The organism is Streptococcus suis (assembly GCA_024583055.1).
GTDB lineage: Bacteria > Bacillota > Bacilli > Lactobacillales > Streptococcaceae > Streptococcus > Streptococcus suis_V.
On the sequence record CP102145.1, the window covers coordinates 773,634 to 789,129 of the forward strand.

Genomic DNA, 15,496 nt, shown 5'->3' on the forward strand with positions numbered 1-15,496 from the left:
TTATTTTACCCCTTTCGCTTTCTTTTTTGAGTTGAGTAACTGCTCAAAGATAAATTTCACACCGATGAAGAAGATGATAGACGCTGTTACAACGTTGATCAATTCTGGTGGAATCTGAGCACGAACCATACCTGGAGCACCTACAGATAGGGCACCGAAGAGGAAGGCCGCAAATGGAATACCAAGCGGTGAGTTAGTTGCTAGAAGAGCAACAGACATACCGTTGAAACCAATATCCAGGTTACCACTTTGAATATAGACATTCTGGAAGGTACCCAAACCTTGGATAGCTCCACCCAGGCCAGCAAGTGCACCTGAAATAATCATAGACAAGATGATAGTCCGTTTTGCCGACATACCTGCATAATCAGACGCTGTCGGGTTGATACCAACCGAACGGATTTCAAAACCAAGTGTCGTCTTGGTCAAGAGGAACCAGATAACAATAACAGCGATAATGGCAAAGAAGATACCGATATTCATACGCGAATTGTCTGTCAAAGCCCGCAACCACTCTGTTTGATAGGAAGCATTGGCCGAAACGTTGATAGACGAGTCCGTATTTTTCATCAAATCATCTGAGAAAATATCACGGATAATGTAGTTCCCAGAATAGAGTAAGATGTAGTTCATCATGATGGTCACGATGACCTCACTGGTTCCCAGATAGGCACGGAGAACACCAGGAATGGCTCCAGCAATACCACCAGCTAACATAGCAATGATTACCGTTGCCAAAATCAAGACTGGACGAGGTAAATCTGGATTAGCCAAGGCAAACCAGCCTGCAAAAATCCAGCCTACATAAGCTTGACCTGACAAACCGACGTTGAAGAAACCAGCACGACTCGCCACCGCAAAACCAAGGGCAGTGAAAATCAGCGGTGCCATAGCACGGAAAATTTCACCGACAGACTTGATAGTACCGAAGGCTGAGTAGAACAATTCCTCATAGCCCCAGATTGGGTCATAGCCAAAAATCAACATGACAATTGATCCCAATACAAGACCGCTCACAACAGCAAGTAAAGGAAGGATCAGATTTTGATATTTCTTAAGCATGTTCTTCTCCTTTCTCAATGTGACCACCTGCCATCAACACACCGAGCTCTTGCTTGTTGGTCTTAGCAGGGTCAACGATACCGTGGATGACACCATCATGGATAACTGCAATACGGTCTGAAACATCCAAGATTTCATCCAATTCAAAGCTGACAACCAAAACAGCTTTCCCTTTATCACGCTCGGCAATGAGACGCTTACGGATGTATTCAATAGCACCAACGTCCAAACCACGGGTCGGTTGGCTAACAATCAAGAGATCAGGATTACGGTCCACTTCACGAGCGATAATAGCTTTCTGCTGGTTACCACCAGAAAGTGCCTTGGCAGGAACCAATTCACTGGCACCGCGAACATCGAATTCTTGCATCAATTGACGGGCTTTTTCATTGATAACGTTGTAGTTCAAAATACCATTCTTAGAAACGGGTTCTTTGTAGTAGGTCTGTAGAGAAATATTTTCGGCTACCGTCATTGGAAGGACCAAACCATCGCGGTGACGGTCTTCTGGTACGTGGCTGACCTGCATCTCTGTAATCTTACGAGGGGTCTTACCAACCACTTCTTCACCCTTAATCTTGATAGAACCAGATTTGACCTTACGGAGACCTGTAATGGCCTGAATGAGCTCACTCTGACCATTTCCATCGATACCTGCGATACCGACGACTTCGCCAGCACGGACTTCCAAATTCAAGCCCTTAACAGCTGGAATTCCACGGTTTTCATTAACAACCAAATCCTTAATAGACAAAATGACTTCTTTTGGATTGGCAGGAATTTTCTCTGTTTTAAAGGAAACAGAACGGCCTACCATCCACTCAGCTAAGTCTTGGTTGGTTGCATCTCCGACAGGAACTGTCTCGATTGATTTACCACGACGGATAACCGTTACCGTATCAGCAACCGCACGAATCTCATCCAGCTTATGGGTAATCAAGATGATGGATTTGCCTTCAGAAACCAGGGTCTTCATAATCTTCAAGAGCTCTGCAATTTCCGCGGGAGTCAAAACAGCCGTAGGTTCGTCGAAAATGAGCAAGTCAGCTCCGCGATAGAGAGTTTTCAAGATTTCAACACGCTGTTGAGCACCGACCGAAATATCCGCAACCTTGGCAGTTGGGTCAACTTCCAAACCATATTTCTGGGAAAGCTCTTTAATCTCAACAATAGCCTTCTTGAGGTCAATCACACCGCCCTTGGTTGTCTCACTACCGAGGATAATATTTTCCGCAACTGTAAAGGCATCCACCAACATAAAGTGCTGGTGAACCATCCCGATACCCAAGTGGGCTGCCCTAGAAGGTGAATCAATGTTAACTGGTTGACCATTGATAACAATTTCACCGCTAGTCGGTTCCAAGAGACCAGCCAGCATGTTCATCAATGTTGATTTACCGGCACCATTCTCACCGAGCAGGGCATGGATTTCACCACGTCTGACATTCAAATTGATGTGGTCATTCGCAACAAACTCACCAAAAATTTTGGTGATTTCACGCATCTCAATGACATAATCCTTAGTCATAATCTATTTCCTTTCTGACTACAATCGCTAAACGAAAAATCGTTTTCACATAACTATTGTACCATTTTTGTCAGTAAAACCTACCACCATTTGATAGGCTTTACTGAGAAAAATCTCAGCTCCGAAAAGGGCGACCGATAGGCCGCCACTTCGGAAAACTAACTGTTATTCAGCTTATTTTTCTGGTGTTTCTGGAACTTCAACTTTACCATCCAAGATTGCTTGTTTAGCGTCTGCGACAGCTTTAGAAGCATCTTCAGAAAGGTTTGTTTCAGCCAATTCTACACCTTTGTCAGCAAGTGAGAATTGAACAACTGTACCACCAGGGAATTCACCTTTAACTGCTTTTTCAGTGATGTCTTTAACTGAAGTACCAACTTCTTTGATGGTTGATGCCAATACGAAGTTAGATTCTTTACCGTCTTTAGAAGTGTAAACACCTTCAGCAGATTGGTCACGGTCAACACCGATTACCCAAACTTTATCTGCTTCATCACGAGTTTCGTTTTCAGCTTTAGCAGCAGCAAATACACCATTACCAGTACCACCAGATGCGTGGAAGATAATGTCTGCACCTGCAGCGTATTGAGCAGCAGCGATTGTTTGACCTTTAGCAGCATCACCGAATGAACCTGCATAATCGATTGTAATTTTGATGTCTGGGTTTACAGACTTAGCACCAGCTACGAAACCAGCTTCAAAGCGGTCGATAACGACACCTTCCATACCACCGATGAAACCAACGTGGTTTGTTTTAGTAGATTTAGCAGCTGCAACACCTGCCAAGTAAGAAGCTTGGTGGTCTGCAAATCCAACGCTGACTACGTTCTCTTGATCTGGAACAACTGAGTCAACGATTACAAAGTGAGTTTCTGGGTTATTTGGAGCCGCTTCAGCAATCGCAGTTTCCAAGGCGAAACCAATACCGAATACAAGGTTGTAACCACCAGCAACAGCTGAGTCAAGGTTTGTTACGTAGTCTGATTCACTTTGTGATTGAATGTAGTCATAGCCGCTACCTTTTGACAAACCATTTTCGTCACCCCAAGCAGTCAAACCTTCCCAAGCTGACTGGTTAAATGAACGGTCATCAACACCGCCGATGTCTGTTACGATCATTGGCTTAACTGATACTTCTGATGAGTCTGTAGATGCTGCTTCTTTGTTTGCAGTACGGCTTCCACAGGCAGCCAATGTAAGAGCTGCAACAGTAGCTAGACCAAATCCGACAAGTTTCTTGTTCATTTCTGAACCCTCCTAAAAAATTCTTTTTGCAACTTTCGTTGCGGTGATAATACTACAGTCTAACGACTGTCTTACAGACTAGTTCAGGTCTGTAAAAGAATATGGAAGTAATTCCCCGACTGTCATCTCGACTGTCGATAGATCTTTGGCAACAAGTGTCACCTTTAAATCCTTATCAAAAAATTCAGCCATGACCTGGCGACAAGCACCGCATGGTGAAACTGGTTTCTCTGTCTGACCATAAACAATCAGCTCAGAAAAATCCAAGACGCCCTCTGAAACAGCTTTGAAAATAGCTGTTCGTTCGCCACAGTTTGTCAAGCCAAAGCTGGCGTTTTCAATGTTAACACCTGTAAAGACTTGCCCATCCTTGGCAACCAAGACAGCTCCAATTGGAAAATGAGAATAGGGAACGTAGGCTTTCTTACTCACTTCCTCAGATAATTTTATCAACTCAGTAGTCGCCATCTGCTACAGCTCCGTTCATAATCGCTACACCTGAAGATGCACCAATACGGGTTGCACCAGCTTCGATAAAGGCAAGGGCATCCTCATAGGTACGCGCACCACCAGATGCTTTGACACCCATATCTGGTCCTACTGTTTGGCGCATCAAGGTAACATCAACCACTGTCGCACCACCTGTAGAAAATCCAGTAGAAGTCTTAACAAAATCAGCACCGGCCTCTTGAGACAATTGACAAGCCTTCACCTTTTCCTCATCGGTCAAAAGACAGGTTTCGATGATGACTTTAACCAATTTATCGCCACTGGCTTCCACAACCGCCTGTATATCTTCCAATACTAGGTCATAGTTCTGAGATTTGAGGGCACCAATATTGATGACCATATCAATCTCGTCTGCACCATTTGCAATCGCATCCTTGGTCTCAAAAGCCTTGACAGCTGGCGTGTTAGCTCCCAGAGGAAAACCAATCACTGTACAAACCTTGACCTCTGTTCCAGCTAACCCCTTTGCAGCGTAGGCAACCCAAGTTGGATTAACACAGACGCTAGCAAAGTCGTATTCTTTTGCCTCTTCAATAATCTTTGCAACCTGTTGCTCAGTTGATTCAGGTTTCAAAATGGTATGGTCGATATATTTATTTAATTTCATAAGTTTTCTCCGTACATTAAGAAATGATTTCAATGATTTCCTTCGTATTTACACTTACATCATCTATTTTAACATTTTTTTGGAAATTTGTAAGCATATTTTCCGAAATATTTTCATTTGCATAGATGGTTGCAATCGGCTGACCTTTTTCGACTGCATCCCCCACTTTTTTGTGGAAAACAATACCAGTCTCATAGTCCAGTTCATCTGTTTTTACCGCTCGACCTGCTCCTAGTTTCATGGCAAATAGACCAAATTCTAGAGCTGGCAAACCAACAATATAGCCATCTCGCTCTGCCAATACGTCCACCTTGTGGGAAACATCTGCCGGACGGTAGAGGTCTTCTAAATCACCTCCTTGAGCCTGAACCATTTCCTCAAATTTCTTAAGGGCAGCTCCATTTTCAATATGCTGACGAACTTCCGCAACCGTCTTTTCAACATCAGCAAGTCCCAACATGATTTGAGCCAATTCACAGATAAACTCTGTCACGTCTTCCCTACCCTTGCCTTGTAAAATTTCCAAGGCCTCAAGGATTTCCAGGCGATTACCAATGCTGGTTCCCACTGGCTGAGACATATTTGTCAAAACTGCAATAGTCTTACGTCCGACAGCCTTACCAAGGTCCACCATGGTCTGAGCCAGCACACGCGCCTCTTCTACTGTCTTCATGAAGGCACCTTCGCCCACCGTGACATCAAGGAGAATGGCATCTGCACCAGCCGCAATCTTTTTAGACATAACCGAGCTTGCAATCAAGGGAATAATGTCCACCGTCGCTGTCACATCGCGCAGAGCATAGAGCAACTTATCAGCCTTGACCAAATTATCTGATTGGCCAATAACCGCAACTCCCGTCTCCTGAACCTGCTTGATAAAGTCTTCCTGAGTCACCTCAATCTGATACCCTTTAATGGACTCCAATTTGTCCAGAGTGCCACCTGTGTGACCCAAACCGCGTCCGCTCATCTTGGCAACTGGCACTTCAAAACTAGCTACCAAAGGAGCTAAAATCAAGGTTACTTTGTCACCCACACCACCAGTCGAGTGCTTGTCTACCTTGATACCAGGAATAGCAGATAAGTCAATCTGGTCACCTGATGCCACCATATTCATAGTTAGATCAGAAATCTCTCGCGTTGACATGCCTTTAAAGTAAATGGCCATCGCCAGGGCTGACATTTGGTAGTCAGGCACTGTTCCAGCCACGTAGCCCTCAATCAACCATTTAATTTCCTCAGAAGACAATTCCAAACCATCTCGTTTTTTCTGAATTAAATCAACTGCTCTCATTCTTTCACACTTTCTAAAATATAGTATCCCTTATCCTTTTTCTTTATTTGACAATTGCCAAACACTTCTTCCATCTTGGTCTTGGCACTTGGTGCGCCCTGTTTCTTTTGGATCACAATGGTCAAGGTTCCACCGTCCACTAAGTATGCATGGGCACCTGAAATGACTTCGTGCACCACCGCCTTGCCAGCACGGATAGGTGGATTGGAGATAATATAATCAAAATTTCCGCTGACATTTTCATAGATATTGGACTGGAAGATAGTTGCTGGAACACCGTTTTTCTCAGCATTCTTTTCAGCCAACTCGAGCGCTCTGCTATTGATATCAATCAAGGTCACATCAACATTAAAGACCTTTGCCAAGGTTAATCCAAGTGGACCATAGCCACAGCCAACATCCAAGAGGGTCTTCCCAGTTTCTAATTCTAGGGATTGTAAAAGCACCTGACTTCCATAATCAACCATTTTCTTACTAAATACACCTGCATCTGTCAAGAATGTCATGTGGGTATCTAATAAACGGACACGGAGTTCATGAATATCATGTGCTGTACTGGGATTTTTTTCGTAATACATCTCTGACATGTCTTTATTATAACATTTCCTAAAAACGTTTTCAAGAGGTTTTACTTACCTGAAAAGATATGTTAAAATAAATGACAAGAAATAATTACTAGATATGGAAAACAAAAAATGAAACATGAATTTTTAAATTTTGAAGAAATCGATCGCTCCACCTGGCAGCAACTTCACCGTAAAACCACCATCCCCTTGACTCAGAGTGAACTCAATTCCATCAAAAGTTTCAATGATAAGATCCAACTTCATGAGGTATCAGATGTCTACCTCCCCTTGGTCAACCTCATTCACATCTATCGCAAGGCCAGAAAAGATTTAACCTTTACAAAGAGTCTCTTCCTCCAGAAATCCATCAAATCTCAACCATTTATCATCGGTATTTCCGGAAGTGTTGCTGTTGGTAAATCCACTACCAGTCGCTTGCTCCAGATTTTGATTGCCCGCACTTTCAAGCATTCAACTGTAGAACTGGTTACCACCGACGGTTTTCTTTACCCCAATGCTACCCTAGAGGAAATGAATCTATTGGACAAAAAAGGCTTTCCTGAGTCTTATGATATGGAAAAACTGATTGGATTCTTAGACAATATCAAAAATGGCATCAATTGTGAAATTCCTGTCTATTCTCACGAAACCTACGATATTGTCCCTGATAAAAGTCAAAAAATTCAGGTCCCTGATTTTCTAATTGTCGAGGGAATCAATGTCTTCCAGAACCCTCAAAACCAGCGACTCTATGTCAGCGATTATTTTGATGTATCTATCTATGTGGATGCCGAGGTGGAGAATATCGAAACCTGGTACTTAGAACGCTTCCAAAAATTGCTGAAACTTGCAAAAAATGACCCTAGCAACTACTACCATCGCTACACCCGGCTCTCCTATCCAGAAATCATCGCAGTCGCTCAAAATACTTGGAAAAATATCAACCTTGCCAACCTCGAAAAATACATCGAGCCGACGCGCAATCGGGCGGATATTATCTTGCACAAGGCTGAAAACCATGAAATTGATAAAATTTATCTAAAAAAATAAATAACACTTGTCAAAACCAGTCTTTTCAGATATAATGGTATGGTTAGTACAAGAAAGGGTGGAGGTGAAACCATTGGCAAACATTAAGTCAGCTATCAAACGCGCTGAATTGAACGTTAAACAAAACGCTAAAAACTCAGCACAAAAATCAGCTATGCGTACTGCAATCAAAGCATTTGAAGCTAACCCATCTGAAGAGCTTTACCGCGCTGCTAGCTCAGCAATCGATAAGGCAGAAACTAAAGGTTTGATTCACAAAAACAAAGCAAGCCGCGACAAAGCACGTCTTGCAGCAAAACTTGCGTAATAAAATCGAAGTCGTCAAGACTTCTTTTTTTATTTTAAAAATAGGACTGGCGCTGCCAATCCTATCTCGGTATCTTGATTTCAAAAATAGTTCCTGTTGGCTGGTTATCACGAATTGAAATTTCCCCCTTCAAGGAATCACTAATCTGTTTAGCCAAGGACAAGCCGAGTCCAAAACCACCTTTTTGTCGCGTTCTAGCCTTATCTACCCGATAAAAACGATCGAAGACCTTGGTCTTATCATCCTGACTAATTCCTATTCCATTGTCCGCGACTGTAAAGTACGCAAATTTATCCTTTACTCTTGCCTGAATGCTAATTTGTCCATCGTCTCTTGTATATTTCAAGGCATTATCAAAAATAATGGTCAGGAGTTGTTTTAGCAGGGCCTTATCTGTCCGAATAGGCTGCTTAATATGATTCGTAACAAGTAAATCCTTGCCACTCTCTTCAGCGATAATGTTAAAATTGTCAAAGATTTCCTCGAGATATTGTGGATCCAAATCATCCATCACAATCTGGAAACCATCATCTCGCCGAGCCAGATTCAGCAAATTACTGGTTAAAATCCGCATGTTCCGCACTTCAGCAAGACTGGAGGCAATGCTTTCACTGGATTCAATGATGGTCGCATTGGGATGACGGAAGAGCCCCTCTAGGCGATTCTGTAGGACAGTCAGTGGTGTCCTGAGCTCATGACTAGCATTCTCCACAAAATCCTTCTGCTTTTGATAGCTCAGCAAAATTGGCCGCATACTGAGTTGAGCTAAATAAAGACTGGCAAACAGCGAAATAAACCAGAAGGAGACCATGACAATCGCCACTGTTCGCTCATAGGTCTGAATAGACATTTTAATCTGACTGACATTGACACAGATAGTCGCGTATTTCAAGTCTAGCGACGAATATTTTTCCATTACCTCACTCGGCAACTCCAGGGTGGTATAACGGAAATCATCGTCACCAAATGGCCCTTCGACGCTGACTTCCTTTACATTTTTCAAACTTTCCTTATCAAAAGCCAATTCAGACAAACCGCTGAAGACATCAGAATTGACTAGCTCACCCGCAGAATTATACAAGAGTACGTGGAAATTGGTTCCCAAACGAATGGGCTCACCGGGACCACCATCAGTATCATCTGGGAGAGTATTCGCACTTGCATTACCTTGATTGCTCTGGTCCTGAAGAATAATTTCCGAATCTGGATTCAGCATCCTAGCTGCCGCAAAATTCAAAACCAAGTCAGGATGTTGCTTGATTTTGTCAAACTTGATATCTGTACTACGATACATGGTAGACCGCATCAGTTGAAAAATAATGGCCGTCATAGATATGAAAATCAGCGTAAATACGGCAAAATAGCGGATAAAGTAGGAAAAATTGTCCGACTTGGTGAGCTTTCTCATCTTATTGATCATTTTTCAAAATATACCCTACACTTCTCAAGGTCTGCAAGCGGTCTGCGAAAACCGTTCCCTTTAATTTCTTTCGGACTTTTGAAACATAGACCTCTACTACTGAGATGGTCGTATCGCTGTCAAAGCCCCAAATACGGTCAAAAATTTGAGTTTTAGGAAGAATAACGTTCTGGTTTTGCAAGAAATACACCAGTAAATCAAATTCTTTTCCTAGTAACTCAATTTCACTGCCGTCCACATAGGTCATATTGGTAGACAAATCAACAGTCACATTGCCAAATTCTAGCTGATTATCATTGAATTTACCAGCTCGCTTCAAAAGCGCCTGAATACGCATCTTCAACTCCTCTAAATAAAATGGCTTGGTCAGGTAATCATCCGCCCCCAATTCAAAACCGTGACCCTTATCATCCAAGCTTTCTTTAGCCGTCGTAATCAGGACCGGAGTAGAAATTCCTTTTTCGCGGATTTCTTTTAAGACCTGAAATCCATCCTTCTCTGGCAACATCAGATCCAAGAGAATCAGATCATAGACACCTGATTCTGCCTCATAGAGGCCCTCATCGCCATCAAAAACCTGCATAACATCAGCAAAATCATCTAGAAAGTCGAACACCGAATTAGATAGGCTTACATCGTCTTCAACAAGCAATATTTTAATCATATCTGTCTCCTTTTTTACTCATTATAACATCTTCACATTCATATTTCTATTTAGAAAAAGCCAAACTAGCAGCAATTCCTACTATTAAATGCAGCAGGTTCACGAATAGATGTTAGAACCTGTAGTCACAAGTACGATACATTTCGATAAGGGATAGTTTCTTGCTAATCAAGGCCGCTTGAGATGGAATACTGACTGTATTTCGAGAAAAACTAGAACCTATAGGAAGTTTTCAGATTTGCTCCGATTTTTGTAGCAATCTGAGAATTTAACCTGTGACTGTAGGTTCTACCAATGAGTGGCAGAAAAATATCCTTAGCTCAGGTTCTGAGCTGTGAAGGCAGGTTCTTATACTCCTAGCTTGACCTCTCTAGTATAAACGATGTAACTTAAAAGAAACTAAAACACAAAAAGACTTCCAAAAGGAAGCCTCCTGATAATTACTTACCAAGTTTTGCTTTTGCAGCGTCTGCAAGAGCTGTGAAACCTGCTGCATCGTTTACTGCGATATCTGCAAGCATTTTACGGTTCACTTCGATTTCAGCCAATTTCAAACCGTGCATCAATTGTGAGTATGACAAACCGTTCATACGAGCTGCCGCATTGATACGAGTGATCCACAATTTACGGAAATCACGTTTTTTCTGACGGCGGTCACGGTATGCATAGTAGTAAGAGTTCATTACTTGTTCTTTCGCAGTGCGGAACAAGAGGTGCTTAGCACCGTAGTAACCTTTAGCTAATTTTAAAATACGTTTACGGCGTTTACGAGAAACAACGCCACCTTTAACACGTGCCATTTAATTTTCCTCCAAATAATTCAAATAGTAATTATGCAATACTGATGCGAGATTAGCGCATTTGTGTAAGCATTGACTTGATACGCTTAAAGTCACCAGCATGTACCATACCTGCTTTACGAAGGTGACGACGTTGTTTTTTAGTTTTACCGTGGAAACGGTGTGAAGTATAAGCGCGGAAGCGTTTCAATCCACCAGAACCTGTACGTTTAAAACGTTTAGCTGATGCGCGGTGAGTTTTTTGTTTTGGCATTTTAATTCTCCTTTTAGCGTAAAAAGCTTATTTTTTATCTGAAGCTGGGGCCAACTGCATAAACATTTGACGACCGTCCATCTTAGCGCGTTGTTCGATAATGGCAATATCTTGGGTTGCTTCGGCGAACTCAGCTAATACTTTCGCGCCAACATCTTTGTGGGTAATCATACGACCCTTGAAACGGATCGAAACCTTGACCTTATTTCCTTTTTCAAGGAATTTACGGGCATTACGAAGTTTCGTCTCGAAATCCCCTTTGTCAATAACTGGACTTAGACGCACTTCTTTGACAGTGACAACACTTTGTTTCTTGCGTTGTTCTTTCTGTTTCTTCTGATACTCAAATTTGAACTTACCGTAGTCCATAATTTTAGCAACTGGCGGTTTAGCTTGCGGTTGAATCAATACTAAATCCACATTTGCCTGATCAGCGATGGCCTGAGCCTCATTGAGCGGTTTGATTCCCAACTGTTCACCCTCAAGACCGATAAGACGAACTTCACGCACTCGAATTTCATCATTGATGAACAAATCTTGCTTTGCTATGGCTTTTCACCTCATTTTATTTTTTTCGAGAAAAACGAAACGGACTTGCTACACAAGTCCGCACTACACCATTATTCTTTCCGAAGAAATCTTAATCCGTAGGGCCAGACAACGTTAGTCGCAAGGCGAGAAGCTCTCACTTCTGCTTTTCTCAATACGACCATTCTATCATGTCCTACACTACTTGTCAAGGATTTCTTTCGCTTTTTCTGAAATAAATTGCACAACACCTTCAATAGAAACACCAGTTGTATCAAAGGTAATGGCATCTTCTGCTGCTTTGAGTGGTGAAACTGCTCGTGTACTATCTTTCAAGTCACGGGCCGCAATCTCCTCTTTCAAGGTTTCCAAATCCGTCTCAATGCCTCGCGCCTTATTTTCCTTAAAACGGCGAAGGGCCCGCTCTTCAACAGAGGCAATCAGGAAAATTTTCAACTCTGCCTGAGGCAAAACAACTGTGCCAATATCACGACCATCCATGACAATGCCACCTGCCTGGGCAATTTCTTGCTGGAGTTCGACCAGTCTTTCACGAATAGGAGCCAATGCTGCCACCCAAGAAACATTGTTGGTCACGTCGTTATCACGAATGGCTAGACTGACATCCCGTTGACCGAGGAACACCAGTTGCTGGCCATCTTCCGAACGGCCGAATGAAATCGGATACTGAGCCAAGAGAGCTAAAATATCGTCAACCATATCAGCTGTTAGTTTATTTTCCAGAGCTAACAATGTAACGGCACGATACATAGCACCAGTGTCCAAATAGGTATAGCCAAAATTTTTCGCAATAATTTTTGCCACGGTTGACTTTCCGCTCGAAGCAGGTCCATCGATGGCGATTTGAATTGATTTCATAAATCCTCTTATCTAATACGTACTACATCTCCTGGGTTGGCCCACCAAGTACCACCAGGTCCCACCATTTTTTCTGGATTCAAGCGTTCCAACTCAGCCATAGAAACCCCTGCTCGGTTGGCAATACTTGCAAGACCTTCGCCAGGTTGGACAGTTGTGGTTGTACCATCTCCACGATCTACCAAATCCGCAGCGGAGCTTGCCTCTGTTGATGATTCCTCAGTGGCTGCTTCTGTAGTCTCAGTCGTTTCAGTTGCGTTTGAATCTTGCTCAGATGAACTCGAAGTTGCAACCTGGGCATTTTCAGCATTATAAAAACCTTCTGTCGAGTCAGTATTACTGCCACCTGTAGACAGGTAAATAGCCAAAATGATAATGGCCAAAAGGAAGAAAACAAAGATTGAAGCTAAAATAGTAAACAAGCGACTACTCGCCATCATACCTACTTTTCGATTTCTACGACTTACTGACACTTGCTCATCCTCAACTTCTTCCAATTCTTCTTCAAAAAGTTCATCATTCCATGGTTCTTGTGACATTGATAGCTTCTCCTTGTATTTTTTTCCTATTATGTTTACAATTATTCTATGAATATTAGACTGATTCCTGAAAAATGTATCGCCTGTGGTCTATGTCAGACCTACTCGCCCTTGTTTGACTATGATGATGACGGTATCGTTATCTTTAGCCATACTGAAGCATTAGAAACAAGCATTCCAGCTGATAATCAGGCTCTCCTGGCTGCAAAATCATGCCCCACCAAGGCTATTCTTGCGGAGTGATTTCGCTTCATCTGAATAGTAGACTTCAAAATAATCCTGCTTGACCAAATGGTCGACAAGCTCTATTTCGCCTTGAAATTTGGGATGAAGGGCTAAGGCATTGATGAAGTATTTCTTAGGCCACTTCCTCATGCAGAATGTTAGCTCCTCGGCTTCATTTCTCCTACAGATACTGATAGATAAATAATTGACCTTGACCTTGCTGATGGAAGCAATGTCAATTTTTTTATTCTTAAATAGATTTGCTGATGCGATATATAAATTTTCATCTTCAATAAGAAAGTACCGATGACTGCCTAAAATCGCTAAGACAATCGTCGTAAACAGCAAGAGAAAAATGATAAATACCTGGCGACTTCTCTCCAAAATGAGGGATAGCCCTAGAAAGAGAGGAACCAAGGACAGGGACCAATAGATCATCGAGGTCGCAAAATCCGGTTGCCAATGGTATCTTAATTTTCCAAATAATCGGATCATTTTATACCTCCTTTTTCTATTTTAGCATAAAAAAGAGGATTTTCCTATGGAAAATCCTTAAATTGTGTGAAATTATTACAAAGAGATTGCGATTGTGTTACAGAACGGATGACTTTGTTGAGAGAAACACTCCTGGCCAGCTCAGATTAACTGTGACTCGTCGCCAAGTTCAAAATATCGGCAACGGACAGACCTGTTCCTTGAGACATCTGGTCAACTGGGACTCCCATAGATAAAAGGTTTTGTTCAATCTCCATATTACGGATGATAACTCCCTGTTCGATTCCTTGCTCAATCCCCTCCTGCAAAGCCTTTTCACGCACGGCCTCCTCATGGCGGGTGATACCTGAATGAATTTCCCAAAAATGGTTGGATGCGTTGCGGCTCCACTGGTCTATCATGTCTACTTCCTCCTTGGTCATGGTAATCTCAAGACAGCTGTTGAGTAAGTTTTTGAACCAAACTCAAGTCCAAACCAACGAAGTCAGCTATCTGCATAGGACTACGACCTTGCTGTAACATACGACCGATCATACTCAATTGCCCTTGTTCGATTCCTTGTTCAATTCCTTGCTCAATACCAAGTTCAATCCCCTCTTTCAAGGCTTTCTCACGAACAGCCTCTTCATGGCGGGTAATACCGGAATGAATTTCCCAAAAATGGTTAGATGCATTGCGATTCCATTGGTCTATCATGTCTATTTCCTCCTTGGTCATTGCATTTCTGTCGAGCAACTGCTCGGCCTTATCAATAATAGGTGTCGGTCGTTGGCTAAAGCCTCGGTTGGAGAAAAACTCCAGCCAGAGTCGTTGTTTGTCGTCCAGCATGCTGTCACGGAACTTTTTCAGCTCGATAATCACCATTTCAAACGGTTTCTTGTACTGTCCAGTTTCACCGAAGGGCTGTTCCAGTACTTCGCCTGTCTGACTGTCCGTAATGATAAAAGAATGAATGGGACGATTGTCATCAAAATAACGGCTGGCAACAAGCGCTATCGAATAGACCGGCATGATTTTTTCATACATATCGTGGGTCTTGTAAACCTTCTTGCGAACATTGGGCAAATCCTTAACCAAATGCTGGCAAGAATAGGTCCAGAGCCGCTTGATGAAGTTCTTCTGGTAGGCCACCTGAATCTCGATAATGACCTGGGTCTGGTCCTCCATGAGAGCCAGAATATCCACTGTGGTGCTGAAAAATCCCTTCCGTTCGCGCTTGAGGTCTGCGATAGTACCATTCAAAATCTCAACAGACTGGGGGCGAAAGCCCAGAAAAGTTTCGATAAAATCAATGGTAATCTCATGGTCGCTAAAAATTTTCTTAGCAACAATATCAGCTAAGGGATTAATCTTGTGGCGGCGTTTTGACAAATCAGTATCCTCCGAATTTAGTTCTACTACTTACTTAATTCGAAAAATACTGGCAGTTTCTAAAATTATTTTATCATAAATGGAAGAAAATGTAAAAAATGAGAAAGTAAATAATAATAGTTCTTTCTCATTACATATACTTTGAAATTACCT

20 protein-coding genes and 1 other annotated feature are annotated in these 15,496 nt (G+C 42.4%); of the genes, 3 read left to right on the forward strand and 17 right to left on the reverse strand.

The genetic code is table 11. The features are described from left to right. The 7 genes from NQZ91_03685 to NQZ91_03715 form a co-directional block, all read right to left on the reverse strand. Positions 1 to 1,062 (reverse strand): ABC transporter permease, encoded by a 1,062-nt coding sequence (locus NQZ91_03685; GenBank protein ID UUM58480.1) that lies wholly within the window; start codon positions 1,060 to 1,062, stop codon positions 1 to 3. Next, positions 1,055 to 2,590, reverse strand: a complete 1,536-nt coding sequence (locus NQZ91_03690; GenBank protein UUM58481.1) for an ABC transporter ATP-binding protein — start codon at positions 2,588 to 2,590, stop codon at positions 1,055 to 1,057. Before NQZ91_03690 ends, NQZ91_03685 begins: the two co-directional genes overlap by 8 nt. Before the next feature lie 174 nt (positions 2,591 to 2,764). After that, positions 2,765 to 3,835, reverse strand: coding sequence for a BMP family protein (locus tag NQZ91_03695; GenBank protein UUM58482.1), 1,071 nt, complete (start codon positions 3,833 to 3,835; stop codon positions 2,765 to 2,767). Positions 3,836 to 3,913: 78 nt separating this feature from the next. Beyond that, a complete protein-coding gene (locus NQZ91_03700) occupies positions 3,914 to 4,303 on the reverse strand; it encodes a cytidine deaminase (GenBank protein UUM58483.1) in 390 nt (129 codons plus the stop codon). After that, positions 4,290 to 4,952, reverse strand: a complete 663-nt coding sequence (gene deoC, locus NQZ91_03705; protein UUM58484.1) for a deoxyribose-phosphate aldolase — start codon at positions 4,950 to 4,952, stop codon at positions 4,290 to 4,292. The genes NQZ91_03700 and deoC overlap by 14 nt, the downstream gene beginning before the upstream one ends. 16 nt (positions 4,953 to 4,968) lie before the next feature. Beyond that, positions 4,969 to 6,246, reverse strand: coding sequence for a pyrimidine-nucleoside phosphorylase (locus NQZ91_03710; protein ID UUM58485.1), 1,278 nt, complete (start codon positions 6,244 to 6,246; stop codon positions 4,969 to 4,971). After that, on the reverse strand, positions 6,243 to 6,833 hold the full coding sequence (locus tag NQZ91_03715) for a class I SAM-dependent methyltransferase (protein UUM58486.1): 591 nt from the start codon (positions 6,831 to 6,833) through the stop codon (positions 6,243 to 6,245). The genes NQZ91_03710 and NQZ91_03715 overlap by 4 nt, the downstream gene beginning before the upstream one ends. Positions 6,834 to 6,941: 108 nt before the next feature. Between NQZ91_03715 and coaA the strand changes: the two genes are divergently transcribed. After that, on the forward strand, positions 6,942 to 7,862 hold the full coding sequence (gene coaA / locus NQZ91_03720; GenBank protein UUM58487.1) for a type I pantothenate kinase: 921 nt from the start codon (positions 6,942 to 6,944) through the stop codon (positions 7,860 to 7,862). A gap of 58 nt (positions 7,863 to 7,920) precedes the next feature. After that, positions 7,921 to 8,169 carry a 30S ribosomal protein S20 gene (gene rpsT / locus NQZ91_03725; protein ID UUM58813.1) on the forward strand — a complete coding sequence of 83 codons (249 nt, stop codon included), beginning with the start codon at positions 7,921 to 7,923 and terminating at the stop codon, positions 8,167 to 8,169. A 61-nt stretch (positions 8,170 to 8,230) separates the two neighbouring features. Here rpsT and NQZ91_03730 read toward each other — a convergent pair whose 3' ends face one another. The 7 genes from NQZ91_03730 to NQZ91_03760 all read right to left on the reverse strand — a co-directional run bounded on the left by NQZ91_03730 (position 8,231) and on the right by NQZ91_03760 (position 13,252). Further along, the gene (locus NQZ91_03730; GenBank protein UUM58488.1) at positions 8,231 to 9,589 is read right to left on the reverse strand and encodes a HAMP domain-containing histidine kinase; all 1,359 of its coding nucleotides are present in this window, start codon (positions 9,587 to 9,589) and stop codon (positions 8,231 to 8,233) included. Continuing rightward, complete coding sequence (locus NQZ91_03735) at positions 9,579 to 10,253, reverse strand: response regulator transcription factor (GenBank protein ID UUM58489.1); 675 nt, start codon at positions 10,251 to 10,253, stop codon at positions 9,579 to 9,581. The genes NQZ91_03730 and NQZ91_03735 overlap by 11 nt, the downstream gene beginning before the upstream one ends. A 440-nt stretch (positions 10,254 to 10,693) precedes the next feature. Next, positions 10,694 to 11,053: a 50S ribosomal protein L20 gene (gene rplT, locus NQZ91_03740; protein UUM58490.1), complete on the reverse strand. Its 360-nt coding sequence runs from the start codon at positions 11,051 to 11,053 to the stop codon at positions 10,694 to 10,696. A gap of 52 nt (positions 11,054 to 11,105) precedes the next feature. After that, complete coding sequence (gene rpmI / locus NQZ91_03745) at positions 11,106 to 11,306, reverse strand: 50S ribosomal protein L35 (GenBank protein UUM58491.1); 201 nt, start codon at positions 11,304 to 11,306, stop codon at positions 11,106 to 11,108. Between the two features lie 27 nt (positions 11,307 to 11,333). Further along, a complete protein-coding gene (gene infC / locus NQZ91_03750) occupies positions 11,334 to 11,855 on the reverse strand; it encodes a translation initiation factor IF-3 (GenBank protein ID UUM58814.1) in 522 nt (173 codons plus the stop codon). A 25-nt stretch (positions 11,856 to 11,880) separates the two neighbouring features. Beyond that, positions 11,881 to 12,009 (reverse strand) — a sequence feature (ribosomal protein L20 leader region). Positions 12,010 to 12,035: 26 nt separating this feature from the next. Continuing rightward, complete coding sequence (gene cmk / locus NQZ91_03755; protein ID UUM58492.1) at positions 12,036 to 12,713, reverse strand: (d)CMP kinase; 678 nt, start codon at positions 12,711 to 12,713, stop codon at positions 12,036 to 12,038. 8 nt (positions 12,714 to 12,721) lie between these two features. Next, entirely contained in the window at positions 12,722 to 13,252 is a 531-nt protein-coding gene (locus tag NQZ91_03760; GenBank protein ID UUM58493.1) for a LysM peptidoglycan-binding domain-containing protein, read from the reverse strand. Between the two features lie 48 nt (positions 13,253 to 13,300). Between NQZ91_03760 and NQZ91_03765 the strand changes: the two genes are divergently transcribed. Further along, the gene (locus NQZ91_03765) at positions 13,301 to 13,495 is read left to right on the forward strand and encodes a ferredoxin (protein ID UUM58494.1); all 195 of its coding nucleotides are present in this window, start codon (positions 13,301 to 13,303) and stop codon (positions 13,493 to 13,495) included. Here NQZ91_03765 and NQZ91_03770 read toward each other — a convergent pair. The 3 genes from NQZ91_03770 to NQZ91_03780 all read right to left on the reverse strand — a co-directional run bounded on the left by NQZ91_03770 (position 13,463) and on the right by NQZ91_03780 (position 15,343). Beyond that, complete coding sequence (locus NQZ91_03770) at positions 13,463 to 13,972, reverse strand: EbsA family protein (protein UUM58495.1); 510 nt, start codon at positions 13,970 to 13,972, stop codon at positions 13,463 to 13,465. The genes NQZ91_03765 and NQZ91_03770 overlap by 33 nt on opposite strands. Positions 13,973 to 14,118: 146 nt before the next feature. Beyond that, positions 14,119 to 14,373, reverse strand: a complete 255-nt coding sequence (locus tag NQZ91_03775) for a hypothetical protein (protein UUM58496.1) — start codon at positions 14,371 to 14,373, stop codon at positions 14,119 to 14,121. A 28-nt stretch (positions 14,374 to 14,401) separates the two neighbouring features. After that, the gene (locus NQZ91_03780) at positions 14,402 to 15,343 is read right to left on the reverse strand and encodes an Rpn family recombination-promoting nuclease/putative transposase (GenBank protein ID UUM58497.1); all 942 of its coding nucleotides are present in this window, start codon (positions 15,341 to 15,343) and stop codon (positions 14,402 to 14,404) included. Positions 15,344 to 15,496: the final 153 nt, after the last annotated feature.

Bases quoted from the DNA above. Each gene is read 5' to 3' on its own strand.
- NQZ91_03775 (UUM58496.1), bottom strand. From the start codon at position 14,373: ATGATAGACCAGTGGAGCCGCAACGCATCCAACCATTTTTGGGAAATT.
- NQZ91_03695 (UUM58482.1), bottom strand. From the start codon at position 3,835: ATGAACAAGAAACTTGTCGGATTTGGTCTAGCTACTGTTGCAGCTCTT.
- NQZ91_03700 (UUM58483.1), bottom strand. From the start codon at position 4,303: ATGGCGACTACTGAGTTGATAAAATTATCTGAGGAAGTGAGTAAGAAA.
- rplT (UUM58490.1), bottom strand. From the start codon at position 11,053: ATGGCACGTGTTAAAGGTGGCGTTGTTTCTCGTAAACGCCGTAAACGT.
- deoC (UUM58484.1), bottom strand. From the start codon at position 4,952: ATGAAATTAAATAAATATATCGACCATACCATTTTGAAACCTGAATCA.
- NQZ91_03735 (UUM58489.1), bottom strand. From the start codon at position 10,253: ATGATTAAAATATTGCTTGTTGAAGACGATGTAAGCCTATCTAATTCG.
- NQZ91_03765 (UUM58494.1), top strand. From the start codon at position 13,301: ATGAATATTAGACTGATTCCTGAAAAATGTATCGCCTGTGGTCTATGT.
- NQZ91_03715 (UUM58486.1), bottom strand. From the start codon at position 6,833: ATGTCAGAGATGTATTACGAAAAAAATCCCAGTACAGCACATGATATT.
- rpmI (UUM58491.1), bottom strand. From the start codon at position 11,306: ATGCCAAAACAAAAAACTCACCGCGCATCAGCTAAACGTTTTAAACGT.
- coaA (UUM58487.1), top strand. From the start codon at position 6,942: ATGAAACATGAATTTTTAAATTTTGAAGAAATCGATCGCTCCACCTGG.
- NQZ91_03690 (UUM58481.1), bottom strand. From the start codon at position 2,590: ATGACTAAGGATTATGTCATTGAGATGCGTGAAATCACCAAAATTTTT.
- NQZ91_03710 (UUM58485.1), bottom strand. From the start codon at position 6,246: ATGAGAGCAGTTGATTTAATTCAGAAAAAACGAGATGGTTTGGAATTG.
- NQZ91_03685 (UUM58480.1), bottom strand. From the start codon at position 1,062: ATGCTTAAGAAATATCAAAATCTGATCCTTCCTTTACTTGCTGTTGTG.
- NQZ91_03770 (UUM58495.1), bottom strand. From the start codon at position 13,972: ATGATCCGATTATTTGGAAAATTAAGATACCATTGGCAACCGGATTTT.
- NQZ91_03730 (UUM58488.1), bottom strand. From the start codon at position 9,589: ATGATCAATAAGATGAGAAAGCTCACCAAGTCGGACAATTTTTCCTAC.
- cmk (UUM58492.1), bottom strand. From the start codon at position 12,713: ATGAAATCAATTCAAATCGCCATCGATGGACCTGCTTCGAGCGGAAAG.
- NQZ91_03760 (UUM58493.1), bottom strand. From the start codon at position 13,252: ATGTCACAAGAACCATGGAATGATGAACTTTTTGAAGAAGAATTGGAA.